The sequence below is a fragment of the Reichenbachiella sp. MALMAid0571 genome, assembly GCF_040151475.1.
Taxonomy (GTDB): domain Bacteria; phylum Bacteroidota; class Bacteroidia; order Cytophagales; family Cyclobacteriaceae; genus CAXBNB01.
Window position 1 is genome coordinate 1 of record NZ_JBDKWG010000111.1, and the last position, 22736, is coordinate 22736.

General features: G+C 38.9%; 10 protein-coding genes. 1 reads left to right on the plus strand and 9 read right to left on the minus strand.

Features of this window, described 5'->3' with window-relative positions:
* The 7 genes from AAOP42_RS06275 to AAOP42_RS06305 all read right to left on the minus strand — a co-directional run.
* The coding region (locus tag AAOP42_RS06275) for a WD40 repeat domain-containing protein (RefSeq protein ID WP_349527618.1) at positions 1 to 2895 on the minus strand (2895 nt) is incomplete at its 3' end.
* 77 nt (positions 2896 to 2972) lie between these two features.
* Positions 2973 to 6593 carry a caspase family protein gene (locus AAOP42_RS06280; protein WP_349527619.1) on the minus strand — a complete coding sequence of 1207 codons (3621 nt, stop codon included), beginning with the start codon at positions 6591 to 6593 and terminating at the stop codon, positions 2973 to 2975.
* 90 nt (positions 6594 to 6683) lie between these two features.
* A complete protein-coding gene (locus AAOP42_RS06285) occupies positions 6684 to 8171 on the minus strand; it encodes a WD40 repeat domain-containing protein (protein ID WP_349527620.1) in 1488 nt (495 codons plus the stop codon).
* A gap of 158 nt (positions 8172 to 8329) precedes the next feature.
* A complete protein-coding gene (locus AAOP42_RS06290) occupies positions 8330 to 11407 on the minus strand; it encodes a caspase family protein (RefSeq protein WP_349527621.1) in 3078 nt (1025 codons plus the stop codon).
* A gap of 3 nt (positions 11408 to 11410) precedes the next feature.
* Positions 11411 to 12523, minus strand: a complete 1113-nt coding sequence (locus AAOP42_RS06295; RefSeq protein ID WP_349527622.1) for a tetratricopeptide repeat protein — start codon at positions 12521 to 12523, stop codon at positions 11411 to 11413.
* Positions 12524 to 12717: 194 nt separating this feature from the next.
* Complete coding sequence (locus AAOP42_RS06300; protein ID WP_349527623.1) at positions 12718 to 15765, minus strand: caspase family protein; 3048 nt, start codon at positions 15763 to 15765, stop codon at positions 12718 to 12720.
* 42 nt (positions 15766 to 15807) lie between these two features.
* The gene (locus tag AAOP42_RS06305) at positions 15808 to 17019 is read right to left on the minus strand and encodes a tetratricopeptide repeat protein (protein ID WP_349527624.1); all 1212 of its coding nucleotides are present in this window, start codon (positions 17017 to 17019) and stop codon (positions 15808 to 15810) included.
* A 475-nt stretch (positions 17020 to 17494) separates the two neighbouring features.
* Here AAOP42_RS06305 and AAOP42_RS06310 point away from each other — a divergent pair, with 475 nt between their 5' ends.
* The gene (locus AAOP42_RS06310) at positions 17495 to 18949 is read left to right on the plus strand and encodes a Gfo/Idh/MocA family protein (RefSeq protein WP_349527625.1); all 1455 of its coding nucleotides are present in this window, start codon (positions 17495 to 17497) and stop codon (positions 18947 to 18949) included.
* 149 nt (positions 18950 to 19098) lie between these two features.
* Here the strand turns inward: AAOP42_RS06310 and AAOP42_RS06315 are convergent, their stop codons facing one another.
* Entirely contained in the window at positions 19099 to 20547 is a 1449-nt protein-coding gene (locus tag AAOP42_RS06315; protein ID WP_349527626.1) for a carbon starvation CstA family protein, read from the minus strand.
* A gap of 462 nt (positions 20548 to 21009) precedes the next feature.
* Entirely contained in the window at positions 21010 to 22722 is a 1713-nt protein-coding gene (locus AAOP42_RS06320) for a RagB/SusD family nutrient uptake outer membrane protein (RefSeq protein WP_349527627.1), read from the minus strand.
* Between the last annotated feature and the right edge of the window lie 14 nt (positions 22723 to 22736).

The window sequence follows — 22736 nt, forward strand, 5'->3', positions numbered from 1 at the left end:
CAATGATGATTTGACAGCCAGGATTTTTTCCTTGGTGGCATTGGTGTCGGTGATTTTGAAAACCTTGGAAGCATCTGTACCGAACTTGGCGGCTATATCATTGGCGTCTTTTGCCGCATAGTTGAGGTCGTAGTTGTTGTCTTTGTAGTCAGAAACACCAATAGTCACAACATAGGTACTGGCATTTACAGGATTAGAGTAAAAAACAGAAAAGGATTCTTTTATGCTTTCCATGCCCTTTTCATTTTGTACTGAAACTTGTACGACGTTTTCACCTGACGAAAGTTGCAGGGTGAGTTCCTTTTCAAGCTTTTTGGAGTTCAACTGTCGGATATCCATTCCCTTGATACCATAAACGGGAACGCTATTGACATAAACGTTGATCCGATCAAGCAAAAATTTGGTGTCAAATGCGGATATTTTAAAATTCAACATGGCTTGAAGGGTTTCAATTGGGAGGTTTTTTGTTACTATCGCCAACTCTGGCAGGTGCTGTTCTTTGCCAATTTGTTCTTCTGTAAAGCCGACTTTCTTTAATCTCTTAAGGTAAGCGTTTTTGAAAGCCAATACTTCTGCTGCATTTGATTTTCCCAATCGTTGCATGACAATATCGGGACGGTTGAAGGCCAAGTCAAAATTATCAAACCCAAATGTTTTCATTCCATTGACAAAATGAAGATAACTTCCTACGCCCTTTGAAGCAGCATAAAAACCATCAGGAGTCACTACTGCATGATCAAATGGCCCTGTAGGATAGATGTTTAGGATTATTTTGCCATTCTCAATAGACCTGATTTGAAAAGCCGAATTGAAATCTATAGACGTAACAATCGATTTATCCTCTGGCAATATGCCTAAACACTGCTCAGATTGAGTCATTGAGATTGTATTCTTCAATTCACCAGTGGTGTAATCATAAATATCAAAACCTTTGTCACCGCAAATAAGGATGTCAAACCCTTGATGAAATGGAATTATTGAAAATATCTGAGTATGCTGGGTAGAAATTGTTCGAACAGTTTGAGTAGTCCGGCTATCCAATATATATACCAGATTGTTTTTAGTATTGGCATCAAATGCGAAAACATATTGGTCATCGACCGAAAATACAATATCGACAACATTAAGTTCTTCCGGCCATTTCGTGCGAATCAGCAACTCTTCCCCAATCGATATTCTCATTCCACTGGCTGTTGATTCTGGATGCTTTCCTCGTTTTGACGAGTGCTGATCCCAACCACCCCGTAACCATATGATTTCCCCTGAAGGAGAAATCTTACTATTGCGAGTGTTAGGAATAATACCAAATGAGGAATTTTCTAATTTTTTTAGACTCACCCCTTCAATAATCACTGGTTCTTTAGAGCCGTTGCTATGAAACCCATAAGGAACTAAGTTAGTTGCATTGTCTTTACCAAAAGACCCCCTAGCCAGCATATTTTGACTATATTCCTGTAAGTAGCCCTGATTGACCCAGTCAATTTTGCCAGTTATTTTCACCCATCCAAAGTATTCGTTGGATTTGTCCATTTTGGCAATATCATGCAAATAACGAATTGGGATTTGCTTACCTGTCAGTCTTTCAAAGTTCAATGCTTTTTCAACATTGATAGTTTTATAAAATTTTGAGTTGCCTGGATCCTGCTCTCGTGACAGATACGTACTCATATAGACGACATTGTTTCCGTCATTGGAAATCAGAGCATTGGATATACCCTTTTGATTGAAAAGTTTGTTTACCCGTCCTTGATTAAGATCCCAAACCCTGCAAGCTTGATCTTCCCCTGACAAAACCATATACCTACCCTTGGCATCTGTGGACATCCCATTTATATTATTTTTTGTTCCCTTTAATTCTCTTAGAAAGGTCTTTTTTTCTAAGTCAACTATGAATATTCCAGAATAATCGCCTTCTCCACAGGCTATCAAATATTTTGAATCGTCTGAAACATCCAAACATTCTATAATCAAATTTTTATTCTTCAGGTTCTTAAGAAAAAGGTCTGTGATTGGCTCTTTATCCGACCCTTGCCATAAAAACACATTGGAGTGTTCACCATACAGTTTGGGAATGTCGGATGATACCATACGACCATCTTTCAATATTTTAAAGTAATCATGTACAAATGAATTAATAAGTGGTACATCGTTTTTTTGTCTTATATCAAAATATCCTGTGTAGTTAGAATAAAGTGTAGAATAAACTACCTTCCCACCATCCGGATGAATATAAAAATCACTCTTTTTACCTTGCGTGGTAAAACTGCCTGTAGGAAGTGTCGATTGAATTTGGCCAGTTTCTATGGCGTACTCCACCATAGATCCATCCCAATAAAATGCATAAACAGCCTTCCCATCGATTGATAAAAGGCTATAATCCAAATCTGAGCCTGCGGGATTCTTAGCGGGAACCATAAAGACAATCTTAGATGGGTCTTTTGTTTTGGAGACATACTTGGTGTTCTCAATAATTATTTCTCCATTTTCTGATACATTGTTATTGTTAAGAAATCCTGACATACCAGATGTAATACTTTTTTTATAAACAGTTTCGCCAGTAGTAACATTCCAAATATTTAGCAATGCCTCATGGATTGACAATGAATAGGAATATACAGTCTTATTGTCTGGACTGATGACAATCCTCTTAGTTGGGGCATAGTCTCTGCCTGTGGCTTGTCCATAATAATTTCGTAGCAACTTTCCAGTCGAAGTTTCCCAAACCTTTAGCAATCCTTTTTGATCCCCAGTGATAAAGAATGAATTGTCATGGGCAATAGCAACAATTATAGGCTTATGCAAAGTCTGAAGTTGTAATTGATAACTACCAGTATCCTGGGCAACTAAATGACATATGGTTTTTAGGCATAAAATGAGTGTGAGTGTCTTTTTCATGGTCAAAAATATTATTTAAATATATAAAACCCAGTCTCAGCAACAATTCAAACAACTGATATTCAGTATGTTAAACTCTACCATACCACAAAATCGAACTCCAGATTCTCTCTCCTACTGGTTGGGTGTTGTTTGCCATTGGTCAATTCTTCGACACGGTCAAATACATAATCTTTGAGTTCTGATACTTGCACCGAACCGCTTTTATCAGCATCACAATTTCCCGACTTTAGTCCTTCGAGCATAGCATAAGTAAAAACTCCGTTTTTCCATTCATCAGATTCAAATGCAAATTCCACCCCTGATGCGGACGAGATCACCATAGCACCCGTGCCTCTTCTTAAGTCGGCAAAGAGTTCTTTCATCATTTCGAAGGAATTTTTAACTCCTATCTGATTCTTTTTCTCAACTGTTTTGAAACCACGTGATTTTACACCAGTAGTATTCACAGTAGCTACAGATACCGTTGACTCTTCTTTGTCAATTTCACCAGAGTGGCAAGCATCAATCAACATGAGTTTTTTTCTGGCCGGAATGCCATCCAACAAACCTTCTAATTCATGATAAGGCAAGCCATTAAATGAAGGCATATCAAAGGTCACATTATACGTACCAAAATAATAGTCCAGATTGTCATCTACCAGTCCATGACCAGCTACAAAAAGAATCACTTCATCATCGACATTGGATTCCAGAAGTGTCTCTTTTACAGCCATAATATTTTGTTTTACTGCCCTTTTATCAGTGATCAAAATAGGAATGATATTATTGTAACTCTCTGTATTGCTTTTCATTAGATTAACAAAATCTGTGGCATCTTTAGCCGCATAGGTCAGGTCGTATTCGTTATCCATATAGTCTGATACGCCAATCGCCACTATATATAAATTGGGTTTGACAGGCTCCCCTATATATTGTATATTGATCATCTGTTTTAAACTTTCCGTCCCCTGAACATTGTGTGCAGAAACCTGAATTTTGTTTTGACCTTCAGACAACTCAATATCAAAATCTTTCACAACAGAAGACTTCCCTTTGTCACGCAGGCTATAACCTTTTACTCCAAAAACAGGAATGTCGTTGATATACACATTCAATCGATCCAAATCATATTTGGAATCAGATGCCTGAATTTCAATTTTAAACTTCTTATTTCTAGTCGTGACGGGTACATCTTTAGTTCGAATTTCTACTTCCGGAAGGTGAAATTCAGTGCTAATCATTTCTGGTGAAAAACCCATTTTTAAAACCCTTTTCTCATAGGCCTTTTGATAAGCATCCACCAATTCCAAAGGAGCATAACCCATTTTTTTGACCACTAAATCAGGTCTATTATATGCCAGATCAAACTGTTCTATAGGAAAAAAAGAACTATTGTAATTGAATCCAATAGCCTTGATGGCATCTTTTGAACTCATATAATAATTTTCAGGTGTTGTGATCACTCGTGATGTACCACCAGTAGCAATAATGGAGCACACCTCAAGTCCTGATTCAACATCCCATAACCTTACTGTGCCATCGTCACTAGTACTCAACAGACTTTTCCCATCAGGAGTAAACTCAATATTATAGATAATTTTTGAATGCCCCCTGAGCGTTTTCAAAAGTTCACCAGAAACAATATCGTAAATCAAAATGAAGGTGGTAGCAGAGGCACTACCCTGGCTTACAGCTATTGTTTTTCCGTCAGGGTTAACTTTTATATCAGTATAGTATCTAAGGTGAATATCGTCATTCTCCGAGGTATGCTTAAAAAGAAGCTTCCCTGTCTTTACATCATAGGATTGGATTTCATTATTATTTGTAATGCAAACTAGTCTTGCTCCAAATGGGCTAAAATCAATTTTATCAGCCGTAATGTTTATCGATCGGAATGGTTTTATGTCTGGTACATTTGCATCGTATTCACCCCATTTGAGAATCGAAGTATCCCAAATATTAAGTTCATTGTTGACATGCGCTGTGGCAAAATATTTACCGTTGGGAGAAAACTTAGCATCACGTGTGCTGTAAGTGCTCCCTTTTACAACATAAGGATCAGCGATTCCTTTCTGCATACTTTTAACAACATATTTGCGATTAAAGGTTGATGTAGAAATATCGAAAGCAGATCGCAGACCAATAATTAGATATTTTCCATCAGGACTATAATCCAAGGAAGTGTGAACCCCATAACTGTATTGAAAGATATCATTATACCTCTTTGAATAAAGATCTTTGCCTGATTTCACATCCCATGCGACATATGTTTCAGCTGCCCCTGCAAGAACTGTTTTTTCATCTGGTGAGAAAGCCAATGAATGCCAATAAAGGCTATAGTCATTTCTTTGTGTCTTTTTTAAATCCACAAGCAAACCAATGTTGTCATGACTGACGGTAAGATTTTTTTCGATTGCTCCTGTTTGTAAATTTAATATCTTTATTGACCCTCCATATCCATCATGGCTGTAAGCAATAGCTGCATATTTCCCAGAAGTGCTTATTTTTATCAAAGAAGGAATCAGTAGTTTCTGGCCTGTCAGTTTTCGGATTTCTTGTCCGCTGCTTATATCGTGAAAGTCAACAAAATTTTTGAAGAAATAAGCCGTAGCAACGAGATCATGATCGTCGTTGAAATCAGCACTTACTACATAATCAATCCCATATTCTGAAAGGTTGCTTTCAGGTCTGATATCCTTAATTAAGGACATATTTCTTCCATCCAAAAGTTGAAAAGAGTCTCGCATCCCAGCAGCAAATAGTAAGTTTGAACTTCGGTTTGAAATCACAGTCTTAGCAGGAACAGATTTGCTTTTAAGCCTTCTCGGAATTGGATAACTATTAACTAACGAGCCCGTACCAGTATCATAAATGTCAATGCTACCACTTTCAGAAGCCACTGCCAGTTGATGGAATCCATTTAAGAAGGTCATATCATTGACAATATCTTCGGTACCGTTCAGCTTTCTGATGAGTTTTCCCGTCTTTAAATCCCACTGCATGAGCTCCTTCCTTTTTGGTGGTGGGTTATATTTTTCTCCATATTTAGCAACATAAATAGGCCCCATTTCTCCACCTCCTGCATAAACACTTTTTTTATCTTCACTGAGTGCAATTGCTTTTATCGGATACTGGTGACCACTGATAGTCAATATATTGCGTGCGGTTTGAATATCCCAAGTCCTGATAGTCTTATCCTCGCTAGCCGATACAAACCTTTTACCACCTAACAAAACACTTAAATCTGACACTCGCTTATTGTGTCCAACAAAAGTTTTTAGAAGTCTGCCACTACTCATTTCCCATAAATAGATATTGCTTTGATACTCTTTGATATTTTCTCCCTTACGCTTACCATACACTCCACCAAACAAGAACTGCCCATCTGGACTAATGGCTAAGGATTCTACTGTACTATTATCTGGACTGGGTATAGTTCTAACTATGCCACCACTCGCTACGTCCCAAATCTTAATCAAATTGTCTCTTGCTGCTGAAATCAGAAATTTTTGATCTGGAGTGAAAAGTATGCAGTTCACCTGATCAGTATGCCCATCTTGCGGAATTATATTTGCTAAGTCTGATTTCCTTTCTGTAGCGACTCCATATTTTTGTTTCTTAATGATAGTTACTTCTTGGCATAGTCCTCCTTCAAAAATCAAAAACTCTAATCCTATAATGAGTAAGCAGCAATACGTATTGAAATACTTTTTCATCTTTCTTCATTTGTTAATTACCTCAGGATCATGCTTCAAATTTTACAATCCAAAAGTAGTTTAGTCTATGATTTAGGTTCTTTGTTACACCTATCTAACAAACTTGCAGACTTCCGATATATGCTCATCCATGGCAGCTTTTAAAGCCTCTATATTTCCGGTCACTTCTTTTGACATGTAATTGACTTTCCCCTCGGATTTAGTGAAATAAGCAAAAGAAAGGACATAGCCTCCAGAGTTTTTATCAGAATCCATCAGGGCGGAAGTAATGTACCCATCAACTGAGTCAATACCCTTAATTGTTCTTTCAGCCAGGTAAGGGTTAGATGCCCAATTACCCACAAAAGTCCCACTTTCTTTTGCTGCTGCTGATCTCTCTTCCACAGAAAGTATATTCATACATTCTATATCCACAACTTTTGAGCTCATATATTTGGTAAGCGATCCTGTCAAACTTTCTGGTGCAGTAGTCTTACTAACATAAAGGTCAAATGCCATTATATCTCTTTTTTCTCTTGGTAGTGACCACATTTGAAAAACTCCATCTGCCATACCTACAGCGATTTTGTCTCCATTATAAGTCATGTCAAATCCGTAAATTTCACCAGTGGTCTGTATTGTACGTATGATCTGTTTCCTTGAAAAACTATAAAAGTAGATATGATTTTTACCTGTAGCTACCAGTATGTCATTATCTGTCGGATGGTATTTGAGGTTCGTGACAGTTCCATCAGGCAATTCGAACTGATGCACCAGCTGTTTTGTTTTGGTAGAAATTAATAAGACCGTACCATGATTACCCCCTGCCACAATAATATCAGATGGGTTGCTGTCTCCTTTTTTCAACTGAAAAGTGGCAAGAGAAATAAGCTTTTTTGATGATGCATAAATCAACTCGGAACTGTCTCTCTGAAACGTTCTTGGCGATTCCTTGTCTTTGGGATAGACACTATTCCATTTCATTATTTTTCCGTCCAAACCTGCGGTGATAATATTGCCAATCCAATCGAATTTCAAAGCCCAAATTTCACTGTCATGTCCTACAAATCCCTTAGATCCAAACGTATTCGACTTAAAACTATAGGACATAATATTGCCGTTTGGCCCTGTCCACGCCAAATCTCCCCAAAATGAAAAATAATCCAGTCCGTTTCTACCGGAAGCATAAGGTGATAAAGATCCAGCTTCTTTCCCATCGTCCCATGTCAACATTTTAATCTTGCCACCAGCATATATGTTATTCCCAATGATTACAAACCTGGGGTCAGATGCTAGGATAGTTGAGGCCATAGGCTCGTATTCGGATCCTTCTACCTCCCACAGTGTTTCTCCTGAATATACGTTACACGCTTTAGCACTATGACTTCCTGATCGGAACAAGATTTTGTTTCCCTCCAGATTAAACTTCACAGTAGTTATATTGGTAACACCGAAAATCTTGCTGCTCGAAGGCATCAACTGGTATTGTTCTACATCTACTTTCTTAAGCGGTGGAGGAGTTTGCGCAAAAGTCAGATGTGTAACACAAAAGATAAACAAAAGAAGACAATGTTTAATTGTTTTTTTATTAGCATCCATGACTTAGCGTTTTGTTTGCAAGTAAAGCTAGAAAATCATACTGCTAAGTACTATACCCTATCTTGGGTATAATGAGGTAAGGGAAATCGCCGATGTAAATACTTTATTACTTTTGAATTGGGTGGGTGAAAATCAGAGAGAATGAAAAAGAAAAACAGTTACCACACCACAAAGTCAAATTCCAGATTCTCTCTCCTACTGGTTGGGTGTTGTTTGCCATTGGTCAATTCTTCTACACGGTCAAAAACATAATTTTTAAGTTCGGATATTTGCACTTCCTTGTCCTTATTGGTGTCGCATTTTCCTGACTTTAGACCTTCTATCAAGGCATAGGTAAACACACCATTTTTCCAGTCGGCTGACTCAAAGGCAAACTCTACTCCGGAAGCTGAGGATATGACCATTGCTCCCGTTCCTCTTCTCAGGTCAGCAAACAATTCTTGCATCAGCTCAAAAACATTGTCCATACCTACTGGCTGTGGTTTCTTGGTAAATCCCCGGGTGGATACATTGGAAGAACTGACCGCAGAAGCAATCAATTTTGTATCTTCCTTATCAACCTCACCAGAGTGGCAAGCATCGATCAGCATCAATTTTTGACGGGCAGGGATACCGTCCAGCAAACCTTCGAGTTCTTCATATTTCAATCCTCTTCCTGAAGGATTGTTGAAGTCTATGTCCTGAGTGGCAAAATAATAATCCAGATTTTCGTCAAGCAAGCCATGCCCTGCTGCAAATACGATTACTTCATCTTCTATTTTAGTTTTGAGTAGCTTTTCTTTTACAGCCAAAATCAATTCTTTCTGAGCCAGAGCATCAGTAAACTTATGGATGTGGATTTTATTGAAGCGTTGATGATGCCCAAAAAACAAATTGGATATATCATTGGCATCTTTACTGGCATAGGTCAGATTGTACTGACTGTCTTTGTAATTGGACACTCCTATAGCCACTACATGCAAATCAGGCTTGGGTCTTTCTCCATCATAAAACACATCAACTGTTTCTTTAAGAGACTCTACACCTGCAATATTCATAGCCGATACCTGAATTTTATTTTTACCAGACATCAACTCGATCATTATTTTTTTTGAGATACTTTGCCTGTTCTTCTCATTTCTTACTGAAATACCACCCGTACCATAAATCGGAATATCGTTTACAAATACATTGATACGATCAAGCATTAATTCTTTATCCAAAGCCTGAATATTGATCTCGTAAAATTTATCCTTTACAGTCTCACTTACAGTACTCATAACCACTTCAGGCAAATTGATATTACCAGATATGTCTTCTTCCTTCAACCCCATTTTCTTCACTCTTTTCTGATATGCGAGGTAAAGCAATTCTCTTAAGCGTTGTGATCCCAGACCCATGATTTCCAATACTTTGTCCGGACGATTGTATTTTAAGTCAAAGTTTTCAAATGGATAAAACTTAGCTTCTTTTCTCAACCCCTGATTTTGATGAAAACCGACATACTTACCGCCCTTAGTTGAACTCATATAGTATTTTTGATCGGTAACAACTATCCATTCGCCATCATTGCTAAAAAAACAAGTAGCAGTAGGTACAAGACTTTTTTGCTTACCAACGAGACTTGCATCCCAAATTCGAATGCTTTGATCATGTGATCCTGTTAATATCCATTTTTCATCCTGAGACATGTTGACTGTAAAAACGACATCTTCGTGCCCAAAAAGTTCAGACACTACTTTACCATTGAGATTAAAAGCCTTCAGATAACCTGATGAACCACCTACAATCAACAAGGAATCGGGCGTGAAAGTAAACCCATATATTTTTGTACGATCATATACCTGTGTTACAATTTGACCGCTTTTAAATCCGGTATATTTCCCCTTTTGTTCATGCCAGGAAGTATCTTCGCCCGGCGGATTATAAGTCACGACAATCTTATCTGACACTTCACTGGCATATAAGGCTCCCATTTGGACTATCGGAGCTCTGAAATCATATTTTTTACCTTTAAAACTTGCCGTCCGGTTAGATAGTCCCTTGCCCATCGTCATGGTAATAAAATCTTCAGTCTTATCTAAGTCTTCATAATCCCGACTGACAAAGTTGAAGCCCTTGTTAAATTGATAAACATTAGTACCAAGCATAAAAGATTCTGATTCGGTGGAAAACACCATCAGGTCTCCATTAAGACTGGCACCCCATACTTTTTGGTTGCTGGGTGTCTTTCGCATTATTTCTTTCATCTTACCATCAATAAATTGGGAAACAACCAAATTACCATCTGCTCCACCAACACTTATGATTTGGTTGTTTTTGGTCATAACCACACCCGCCACAAATCCTCCGGTATGCGACTTTGTAGTAGCTATTTCAGTCAGGTTACCATCTGAAAATTCAAACACTTGAACAGAACCGTCATTAAAACCTGTTAGCAGGTAATTTCCATTTGCTGAAAAAGACATGGCACTAGCCGTTTGCTTCAAAGACAGGCCATTCATATATTGAAGTGACGAATTGTAAATGTTGATTTGATTATCAGAACCACCGGAAATAATATATTTACCTGAAGGATCGAATACCACTTGTCGAACCTGATCCAGATGGTCAAATGAAGTTGCCATATTTGCCCCCGTATTGATGTCCCACAACATAATCAGATTATCCTTTGAGCCAGTGACAACATGATTACCAAAAATATCAGCTGAATTTACCTGATCTCCATGCCCCTTTAAAAGCACCTTTAGTTGTTGAGTTTCAATATCCCAAATCCGAACGGAGTAATCCCGGGAAGCTGATATGAGGTACCTGCTATCTGCACTCCATCTGAGGGCTGACATGACATCCGCATGACCTTCTAAAATACCAATGATTTTCTTAGTCGAATAATCATAGATACGGATATCCATGATCTGCTTTCTATGATCCCGATCTCCGAAAAATCCAGTTGTGGCTATATATTTTAAGTTTGGAGATACCCTTGCCGCATATACAGACCCATAGTTTTCACTGCTTATATACCCCAGAATTTCCCCTCTTTGCTCAAAGTCATTTTCCACATCCCAAATCTTAACTGTTTTGTCCTGACCAGCAGTAATGATATGCTTCCCGTCAGATGTAAGACTCATATCCCAAACAATCCCCTTGTGCCCTGATGGCTTGAGTACCATTGGGTGATCCATTTCATTACTGCTATCTTGAGCATAGGCATTGGATAGAAATATCCAGGCTATTAGGATATAAGAACACCTCATCAATTATTTCACTACCGTTTTCAAGTACTCAACATATTGATTGAGTTCTCCTTTCAAACCAGCATCTGTGCCTATAGCCATATAAAAACAATTTAATGCTTCTTTGTTCATTTTAGCATTATAAGCTGAATAACCAGCCATTTTAATTGCATTAGCATCTTTATCATTTTCATTAAATGCAGTGTAATAAAGGTTATATGCCTTCACATATTCTTTATTATTGTAAAAATCATCTGCAGTTTTTGAGTACATCCAGGAGATTGCTCCTTTAATACTTGTATTACCTGGAAATCGTTGCAAACCTTTTTTACAGATATCTACAGCTTCTACTTGTTTTCCATTGTAGTACATGGCATACCCCAGTTGAGTATATGAAAAGGCACTGGGATAAGAACTATATACAGCCCGGACAGCATGGTTTTCGGCTGCTTGGTAATTGCCTTTTTCTCTTTCAATGTAAGACTGTTGATTCACTGCGTATACTTTGTTTTCCTCATCACCCCTTAACTGATAAATATCTTCCATTTCCACAAAAACCTTCATTGCCTCATCATTCTTTTTTTGATCAAGTAAATCATTTCCTTGTTTCTCAAGAGTCAAGAGTTGCTGCCATTGTTCATCTTTTGCCAGTGCTTCTTTTTGCTGAGGCCTATAGTCTATTTTCAGGTCATAATACAAAGAAGAGATAGCAGTCTGAGAACCAAGTTCTGCAGCTTTCTTAAGATTTGCTTCATATAGATCGTTATGCCCTGCTTTTTTATATACAATAGAAAGATTATTTACCGCTATGAGGTTAGGCGGGGCTGTCTCAATGGCTTTTTTATAAGAAGCTATGGCTCCATCGAAATTTTCAGAATAAGACATCACCACACCACGGCTCATATATGCTTCGGCAAGATGACGGATATTATCCGGTTTGGTTTGAATAATTTTATTAAAATCCTGAATAGCCTTAGGATAATTTTGCATTCTAATATGCACATTACCTCTGGCCTTGAGTATGTAAATCAGCTTATCCTTTCCATCAGCCTCCGTCCAAAGCGACTCAGCTTTAGTGAAGTAACCGACAGCTTCGTCAGTGTGCCCTGCCCCTTGTCCTTTTTGATAGCATTGCATTGCAGAAGTGCAATCCTGTGATAAGGAAAGATAATTAATGAATAATAGGGCTAAACTGATTGTTAGAAATTTATATAGGCAGAGCTGATTTCGTTTCATATTAGAGTTTTTTTAATTTCATCAAAACAACTCAAAATAAAAACTCATTTCAATACGCAATAATGTGTATTCTCATATACCCACCTGCACGGATGTCACCAAACCACAAAATCAAACTCTAAATTCTCTCTTCTACTCGTTGGATGCTGCTTACCATTAGTGAGCTCTGAAACTCGGTCAAAAACATAATTTTTCAATTCGGATATTTGTACTTCTTTGTCCTTGTTAGTATCACATTTCCCTGACTTCAATCCCTCTATCAAAGCATAAGTAAATACCCCGTTTTTCCAGTCGGCTGACTCAAAGGCAAACTCCACCCCTGATGCTGAGGATATAACCATTGCTCCTGTTCCTCTTCTCAGGTCAGCAAACAACTCCTGCATCAACTCAAAAATATTGTCCATGCCCACTGGCTGTGGCTTTTTAGTAAATCCCCGGGTAGATACATTCGATGAACTGACAGCAGAGGCAATCAATTTTGTATCTTCTTTATCTACTTCTCCAGAGTGACAAGCATCGATCAACATCAGTTTTTTTCGTGCCGGAATACCATCCAATAAACCTTCCAGCTCTTCATATTTCAATCCTCTTCCTGAAGGGTTGTTGAAATCTATGTCCTGAGTGGCAAAATAATAATCCAGGTTACCATCAAGTAAGCCATGCCCTGCCATAAACAAAATGACTTCATCCTCCACTTTCGTTTTTAGCAGCTTTTCTTTTACAGCAAGAATCATCTCCCGCTGTGCAAGTGCATCTGTGAACCTATGCACATGGATTTTGTTATACTGCTGATGATGACTAAAGAATAAATTGGAGATGTCATTGGCATCTTTACTGGCATAGGTCAGGTTGTACTGACTGTCTTTGTAATTGGATACGCCTATAGCCACCACATGCAAATCCGGTTTGAGTTCTGCCCCATCATAAAAAATATTGACTGTCTCTTTCAGTGATTCTATACCCGAAACATTCATAGCAGAAACCTGTATCTTGTTCCTGCCTTTGGTCAGTTCTATAGGAAGAGTTTTAGTAATAAACTGACGTTTTTTTTCGCTGCGTACGGACAACCCATTAATGCCATAGATCGGAATATCATTTACATATACATTGATTCGATCAAGCATCAATTTGTCGTCATTGACTGTAAGGTTCAGGTCATAAAACTTGTCCGTTACGGTTTTGCTTACTCCATCAATGACAACCGTAGGCAAATTCAACTCTTCAGAAATATCTTCTTCACGCAAGCCCATTTTCTTCACCCTTTTCTGATAAGCTTTATAAAGCAAACCCCGCAACTGTTCAGAACCCATCTCCAGAATTTCAAGTACTTTGTCCGGCCTGTTGTATTTCAGGTCAAAGTTTTCAAAAGGATAAAACTTGCCTTCCTTTCTAAAACCCTGATTTTGATGGAAGCCTACATACTGCCCACCTTTGGTTGAAGACATATAGTATCTCTGGTTTGTCACCACTATCCATTCACCTTCTTTGCTAAAAAAGCATGTAGCAGTTGGGCTAATGTTTTTTTCAACTCCTACTTTTTTGGCATCCCACAGTCGAATACTTTGGTCATGTGATCCGGAAATAACCCAGCGACTATCCGTTGACATATTGACTGTAAAAACTACATCCTCGTGTCCTTCGAGTTTGGTTACCATTTTTCCATTGAGATCATAGGCCATTAGATATCCAGCTGTACCACCGACCAATAGCAAGGAATCAGGGGTAAAAGCTATGGAATACTTCTCTGCGAAATCGGTGATGGAAACCGGAATTTCTCCAAATTGTAAATGAGTAAACTTACCCTTCTTTTCTAACTGATAATTCAATGAAGCGTCCGGAAGGTATTTAACAAAAACGGATTTGCCATTTTTAGTGGCCCTCAACCCTCCCAAGTCCACCACAGGCACTTTATAATCGTAAGTTTTACCCTTGAAAGAAGCAGACCGCTCAGTGAAAGCACCTCCTGTAGTTGCTTTGTAAATATTGTTGGCTTTATCCATTTTACCGTAATCCCGACTGACAAGGTTAAATCCATGAGAAAAATCCACATCTCTAAGTCCTGTGATATGCCCCCAAGGTTTAGACCCTGTGGAAAAAGCTAAAAGGTTGTCATTCAATCCTGCACCCCATACTTTTTGAGTACTCCCCCCAATATTGGTAAGACTATCGACAACTCCACCTTTATATTGATAGATAGCTATGTTGCTGCCCGTACCACCAGCACTAAAAATTCGCTGATCAGGTGTGATTTCCATACCGGCAACAAAGGCTCCTTCATGAGGTTGGTAAGTTGCAGTTTCAGTAAGCTTTCCCTGATCAAATTGATAAATCTTGATGCTCCCATTATTGAAGCCAATCAAAGCTAATTTTCCTGCCTTATCGAATGTAATCGTAGATGGCGTTTGATCCAAAAACACAGAACTCAAAAATTTGAGTTCTGAATCATATATATTTATTTGATTGTCATCTGCTCCTGATAAAATGTACTTCCCTGACGGATGAAATGCGACTCTAATTACAATACCTACATGATCATAGGAAGTGTTAAGCAATGTTCCCGTATTCATATCCCACAGATTGACAAGGTTGTCTTGAGAACCACTTACAATTTTTCCTCCAAAAACATCTGCACACCAGACCGCATCTCCATGTCCTTCCAGCATATTTTTGAGTTCAAAATTCTTAACATCCCAAACTCCGACTTTGTTATCGTTGGAGGCAGAAATAAGGTATTTGCTATCGCTACTCCACCGCAAGGTATTGATGGACTTTTTGTGTCCATGAAAAACATGTACTATTTTTTGAGTACTAAAATCATATATTCGGATATCAGCCAGATATTTCAGGTCATTGGTGTCGCCCAGTAATCCGGCTGTAGCTATGTACTTACCATCCGGAGAAACCCGAGCCGAGTTTATAGCACCATAACTTTCTCCGCCAACATGCCCCAATATTTCACCACGCTGTTCATAACTATCAACATCCCAAATCCTCACTGTTTTGTCCCTGCCTGCTGTAATCACCTGCTTCCCATCAGGCGTCAGGCTTAGGTCCTGGATCAATCCTTTATGTCCATTGGGTTTTAATACAAAACTCAGATTTTTTCCCGGTGCTACATCTTGTGCCTTAAGTGGTAATGCCATAAGGCACAAGCAAACGTAATAAAGGATTCTCATAAACTCGACTTAATTCACCTTGGACTTACAATAATCTATGAATGGCTTGAGCTCCCCATTCAACGAAGCATCAGCGGCTACTGCCTTATTATAGCATTCCAAAGCCTTACCAAAATAACCAGCATTATAAGCGGAGTGTGCGGCATATTTAATTGATACCGCATCTTTATTATTGTATTCGTAAGCAGTATAGTAAAAGCTGAATGCATCTTGATAGTTTTTTTCTCGATAGGCATTTCCCGCAGCTGTTCTACAGAGATAGGTGTAAAAATCAATCAAAGTAGAACTTTTTGGAAACTTCTCCAACCCTTGCTCACAAACATTTAGCCCAGCAGACATACCGTTTTCATAATAGTTCGCCAATGCAAGTTCCGTGTAAACTGCACCAGAAGGAGCACCACCACCAATGACCATTGAGGCGAAAGTCATGGCACCCCTGTAGTCCTTTTTTCGATTCTTAACATGGGCTACATCAGCCCATATAGCTAATTTATTCTCATTATCATTTCGTGCCCTAAACATATCTCCTACTACTATCAATAAGTCATTGGCCTCCTGGTATTTTTCGTCAGTTATATATTTTTCTGCCTGTGCTTTCTTGGCTTGTATTTCCTGCCATTGTGTATCTTTTGCCAAAGCCGCTTTTTGTTCTTCACGATAGTCAATGTTAAACTCCTTTTGTAAATGGTAGAGTGCACTTTCGGCACCCAGTTCAGCCATAAGCTTTAAATCGGCTAAAGCTTCATCCCTTTTACCTAACTCAAGATATGCACCAGCACGTCTAGAGAGATTACTAACATTGGGAGGTAATACCTCTATCGCTTTGGTATAAGAAGCAATCGCTCCTTCCAGATTTCCACTACTGCTCATAACATTTCCTCTATTTGAGTACCCTACGGATAAGGCCTGTTTGTCGTCAGGTCTCAACTGAATAAGTTTGTTGTAATTTTGAAGTGCTTTGGTGTAATCTTTCAAAGTGTAATAAGCATTGCCACGTCCAGACAAAATATCATACAAAAGTTTCTTATTCGAATCGGATGTCATTAGTGCTTCCGCTTTATCGAAAAAAGCAATTGCCTCTAGCGTATTCCCTTTGTTAACGCCTTGAAGGTAACAATCATTTGCATCAAAGCAATCCTGAGCTAAAGCAGAAGAACATATTGATACTAAGAAAAAAGAGGATAAAATAAATTGCTGTAAAAGACTCTTTGAGGTGTTCATGAAGTGTTTTTATTTGATTACAAAATGTTCGAATCGATCTCTCGACTTTAGAACAAAGTTATATCCTGAAATAGGCTCTTGTCTATACCACCTTCAGGGTATATTTAGTTTTTTTATATTACCAGTTTGAAATGACTTAGAAATCTTATTTTCTTCCTGTTTGGGCTTTTGCATCGGGATGTGTTTCCAATATAGCTATCAGTTCCTTTAAAAGCTGAGAATTAAGATTATCATCATTGGTCACTAAGAAAACCCTTTACTCTCCATTGGTATCCGGTGATGGAATGTTTTTTTATTAAGTTAAAAATTGCCGATCATATCGAAATAGTGGATCTCTTAACACGAAGAGATTCAATATATCATCTGTAAAATACCTAACAGCAGAATCAGATAGATGATAACTTCCTTCAGTGATATAAAATAATTGAATTATATTTAACTCCTATTCTAAATAAATCAAAAATATCAATAAATTATGTCTAAAAAGAAGATGGAATTAAAGAGCCAGACCAGAAGAAATTTTGTGAAAGGCGTAGGCGTGGCAGCAGCCGGAATTATGATTGTACCGAGACACGTGTTAGGAGGTACAGGTTTTGTTGCTCCAAGTGATAAACTCAACATAGCGGGTATTGGGGCAGGTGGTAAAGGCACAAGCGATCTCGCAGAATTTGCCAAAAGTCCAAATGTAAATATTGTGGGGCTATGTGATGTCGATGACCGTCAGGCAGTAAAATCACGGGAATCCTTCCCTAAAGCCAATTATTATAATGACTTTAGGATAATGCTTGAGAAGGAGAAAGACAATATTGATGCCGTGTCTGTATCAACCCCGGATCATAATCATGCGGTAGCAGCGTATGCCGCTATGCAAATGGGAAAACATGTGTATGTACAAAAACCTCTTACCCATGATATTTGGGAAGCAAGGATGCTCACTGAAGCAGCTAAGAAATTCAAAGTAGTTACTCAAATGGGTAACCAGGGTGGTTCTGGAGACGGAGTTCGCAAAATGAAAGAACTTTACGATGCTGGTTTGATCGGGGAAGTGCATACTGTGAAATGTTGGACCAATCGGGCTATTTGGCCTATGGCTCTTGAAACACCTACTGTAAAGGACAAAATACCCAAAGGCCTAAACTGGGATTTATGGTTAGGCACAGCGGAGAATCGTGATTACAACAATGCTTATTTACCATTTGACTGGAGAGGCTGGTCTGATTTTGGTACCGGAGCACTTGGTGATATGGCTTGTCATATTATGGATCCTGTTTATAGAATTCTTCCAATCCTGTATCCTGATCAGGTAGAATGTAGCGTGGCTGATGCTTTCAAAGGCAAATTCGAAACTGCAAACTATCCGAAGAGTTTTCCTACTTCAAGCAAAATCCACTTAAGCTACCCCAGAACCGATGGTAAGGGGACAGTAAAAGTTTCGTGGATGGACGGTGGCCTTATGCCAGAGAGACCAGAGGAACTGGGAGATGACGAGGCACTAGGCAACTGGGACGGTGGTGTTCTTTTTATTGGAACCAAAGGAAAAATTTTGGCAGATTGTTATGGAGCCAAGCCAAGGTTGCTACCCTTGTCTTTGAACGAACAAATCAAAGTAGAAGAAACATTACCTAGGGTTCCTGAGGGTCATTATCTACAATGGGTGAATGCTTGTATCGCTGGGTATGGAAATGCAGAAACCAGTTCTTCTTTTGATTATGCGGGTCCCTTTACCGAAAGCATACTTATAGGCAACCTTGCATTGAAAGCCTATTTTGAAGAAGATCCAACTATTGAAAACAAAAGTTTCTGGGGTGGTTCAAAATATAATGGAAGGAAACGATTGAGATGGGATGCCAAAAACATGAGGGTAACCAACTTTGAACCTGCCAACAATTACGTAAAACGTACCTATAGAGAAGGATATTCATTGGGTTAAATACTCATAGAATTATAAAGATAAGGGAACTAATATTCTTGTCTTTTTCATCCAAAGTTTGTAACATAATTTTAAGGTTGATGTTTTAAAAAGACATCAACCTTATTTTTTGTCTCTGATGTAGAACAGATCGTTACACCGGACTTTCGTTATGCTTTAACTGCATTCAGAGTTGCCTGTCGATAGGTTTTTCTTTTGAAAACGCATAAAACCATTAACACAAAAGAGGTAATCACTCCTACTCCAATAGATAAATTGGTGTCCAGATTAAACCCTTCCGGTGCTACCAAAATATAGGACACAACGACACAAGTCATAAATACCGCAGGTATAAGTGCCATCCAATAGTTTTTGTTAGACTTCAGTAAATATGCAGTAACTGTCCAAAGTACAATGGTAGCAAGGGTCTGATTTGTCCAGGCAAAATACCTCCAGATCACGCCAAAGTTGACCTGAGTAAGCAGGAAGCCTGCTACAAACAAGGGAATACTGATCAACAGCCTGTTTCGGATGGAAGTTTGATCGCTATTCATAAAATCGGCTATAATAATTCTGGCACTTCTGAAAGATGTATCACCCGACGTGATCGGTGCAGCTACTACACCCAGTATGGCCAGAAGCCCACCAATTTTGCCCAATGTAGTATTAGAAATGGTGTTGACCACCAAGGCGGCATTGTCGTTGTTACTAAGCATTTCCATGTTTAGCTCTTTGACCCCTCCAAAGAAACTCATACTGATGGCTGCCCAGATCAAAGCCACAACACCTTCTGTTACCATTGCTCCATAGAAAATGCTTTTCCCTTGCTTTTCATTCCCCATACAGCGTGCCATAATGGGTGACTGGGTAGCATGAAAACCTGAAACTGCGCCACATGCTATGGTCACAAATAGCATCGGGAACAAAGGAAAGTCATCGCTCCTGTAATGCATGTTACTGAGACTGGCCATGGTGAGTTCGGGCACTTTCATTCCTTGGGTAAACATGGCAATAAACAAACCCACAGCCATAAATATCAAGGCCAGCCCAAAGACCGGGTACAGCTTTCCAATCACCTTATCGATTGGAAGTATAGTAGAAAGAACATAGTAAACCAATATAATCGCTATCCAGACACCAAGTCCCATATAGTCACCCGTCATGCCGGTAAGAATTTTTGCCGGTCCCAGCAAAAAAACCGCACCGACAATAACCATCAACAATACAGTAAAAAATCGCATGAACTGCTTCACACCATTTCCCAGATAGTAACCAGATACTTCCGAAATACTTTGTCCTCCATGACGGATGCTCAACATACCTGAAAAATAGTCGTGCACCCCGCCTGCAAACAAACACCCAAACACAATCCATAGAAAAGCAGGAGGCCCCCAAAGTGCTCCCGCCACTGCCCCAAATATTGGTCCCAGTCCGGCAATATTCAAAAACTGAATGAGGAAAATTTTCCAGGAAGGCAAAGTAACAAAATCAACACCATCGGCTTTGGATATGGCTGGTGTGGGACGATCAGGTTCGATCCCAAAAGTTCTTTCTATTATTTTACCGTAAATAAAATAGCCCGCAATAAGGACTAAAATTGCAATGCAAAGAGTGATCATAGTTTAATAGTAAGTGATTAGTCGATAGTTTGGGCTAACGTCGCAATTTTGTAAAAAACGTAAGTTCGTAAAACTATCCCATTCTGAAAACTAATCTAAGGATTCTCGAAGCAATTTTTGAGGGATGTAGTATGTCTTCATTATGAATGTAGTTAGGATTCACTATATCCATAGGTGATTCTAAGAAATTTTATTATCTGGTTATGTGTACTAAAAAACCACTATTGAATTAGTGTTAACTACAGTTAATATTTCGTTTTTCCAACTACATGATATATTGATAGCCATAAAATATGCAGTTTCGATCGCTTAGAAATTTAAGGAGTCAAAAATGTTTCTTGGAAAACCAAAGGTACATTGATCATTCTAAATAAATATATGATCAATGTACCTGCTAATGTGCCTGTATAATAGTACTATCCGTAAATCACACAATTAATTTACGGAAGCAACTCATTGGTTTTATTGCTCTGGCCAACCCGGATTCTGCTCCAAGTTTGGATTCAAAATAAGCTGTCTGATAGGTAATGGCATTAAATAATGCTTCTGGGGATCAAAAGTTCTGATGCTTTCAACGATCACAAAACCATTAGCATCAGTTGTAAAATTATTGCTGGAATAGCGTGGATCAATAGACCATTGCGTTCCATCAAACTTTATCCCCTTAATGGGTTGAGGCAATACAGTTTCAGCCGTTTTCCATCTACGTAAATCATCGTACCTAAATCCTTCAAACGCTAACTCTACTGTTCGTTCTCTTCGTATTTCGGTCTGCATATCCAGATTATTAGTATTTACAAATGTGTTGGTCAGGTGAGGCATGCCCACCCTATCCCTGAGTTTATTTATGGATTTGTCCAAGTCCTGATCGCTTATGCTGCCATTTCTTTCGAAAGCAGCTTCCGCATATATCAACAGTACTTCCGCATAGCGAATCACGGCGAACTCTATCCCAAAGGGTTGTTCTACTTCTGGTGTCATTTTAGTACCCTGATACCCGGTGGCTGTTCTACCTCCCCAGTCATCCCCGTCTTCCATATAGACAAAACCATTAGCAGTAGGATTTGCCCAGTTTTTCCACCACTCAGCAAACTGAAAAGACCAATAACGTTGGTCTGGAACCATCATATGACCCAACCGCGGATCTCTGTTTTGATATTCAGAATCAGTATTATCATATCCCATAAAATTGGGTGATTTATCAATAGGCAACCCGTCATTGCACAGGTACAAATCCATCATGGATTTTGTTGGATTTTGTTGGCGAACATCTACCAATGGAAAAGGATTGCCTGTACTTTTCAGATCTCTGTCCTGTCTCCTTACCAGAATGGCTTCCTTATCCTCGGCTTTGGTAATTCCGGCAGGGTTGGTCCTGCCATCACCGTCCAGCAAAAAATAGTAGCGATAACTATCGTCACCCAGCACATCCCTACGGTCAAACAATTCAAAACCACCATTCTGTATCACCTGATCGGCTGCAGCCATTGCCTGATCCAACATGGTATTTACATCAGCCAACCCGTGAAATTTCCTCCATGTACCCTCAAAAAGAGCCACACGAGCCTTGAAAGCCAAAGCAGCATAGGAAGAAACTCTTCCTACATCGCTACCAGTATTGGAAGTTGGTAGTAGGCTAATAGCCATATCCAAATCCTGAACAATACGAGCTACTACATCTTGTCTGCTGTCTCTGCTTTTTTGCAAATCTTCACTATCGGTATCGAGTGTCTGTGTAATAATAGGCACCCCTCCGTAGGTTTTCAATAGCGTAAAGTAGGTGTAAGCCCTAAAAAACAAGGATTCTCCTTTGAAAGCTTCCACCTCTACCTGCAGATTCTCATCTGCCTCTTCTATTTTTTCAAGCAAAAAATTGTACTTCCTAATGTTAGCGTAGGCTCCATCCCAAGTACTGCTATTCTGAGGTGCCTGATGTGTGCCTCTACTCACATCATTTCCACCCTCGGTATACCCTATATCTGTTTGCCTGTCGCTCAGTCCCTGACTTTGGTTGGGTAGCGCATCGTAAAAATTGTTGGCAAACAACCTAAAGTCGTTGGCACTCAAAAAGAAACTACTTTCTGTCAATACATCTTCAGGTGTCAGGTCAAGGTTTTTCTCACAAGAAAAACCTAACAAAGCCAATACACATATTATATATATTCTTTTCATCATTGTCATCTCGGTTA

What these genes read in the sequence shown, in the direction of transcription:
- AAOP42_RS06315 (WP_349527626.1), bottom strand. Translation starts at nt 20,547, where the DNA reads ATGATCACTCTTTGCATTGCAATTTTAGTCCTTATTGCGGGCTATTTT.
- AAOP42_RS06280 (WP_349527619.1), bottom strand. Translation starts at nt 6,593, where the DNA reads ATGAAAAAGTATTTCAATACGTATTGCTGCTTACTCATTATAGGATTA.
- AAOP42_RS06300 (WP_349527623.1), bottom strand. Translation starts at nt 15,765, where the DNA reads ATGGCATTACCACTTAAGGCACAAGATGTAGCACCGGGAAAAAATCTG.
- AAOP42_RS06320 (WP_349527627.1), bottom strand. Translation starts at nt 22,722, where the DNA reads ATGATGAAAAGAATATATATAATATGTGTATTGGCTTTGTTAGGTTTT.
- AAOP42_RS06290 (WP_349527621.1), bottom strand. Translation starts at nt 11,407, where the DNA reads ATGAGGTGTTCTTATATCCTAATAGCCTGGATATTTCTATCCAATGCC.
- AAOP42_RS06295 (WP_349527622.1), bottom strand. Translation starts at nt 12,523, where the DNA reads ATGCAATGCTATCAAAAAGGACAAGGGGCAGGGCACACTGACGAAGCT.
- AAOP42_RS06310 (WP_349527625.1), top strand. Translation starts at nt 17,495, where the DNA reads ATGTCTAAAAAGAAGATGGAATTAAAGAGCCAGACCAGAAGAAATTTT.
- AAOP42_RS06305 (WP_349527624.1), bottom strand. Translation starts at nt 17,019, where the DNA reads ATGAACACCTCAAAGAGTCTTTTACAGCAATTTATTTTATCCTCTTTT.
- AAOP42_RS06285 (WP_349527620.1), bottom strand. Translation starts at nt 8,171, where the DNA reads ATGGATGCTAATAAAAAAACAATTAAACATTGTCTTCTTTTGTTTATC.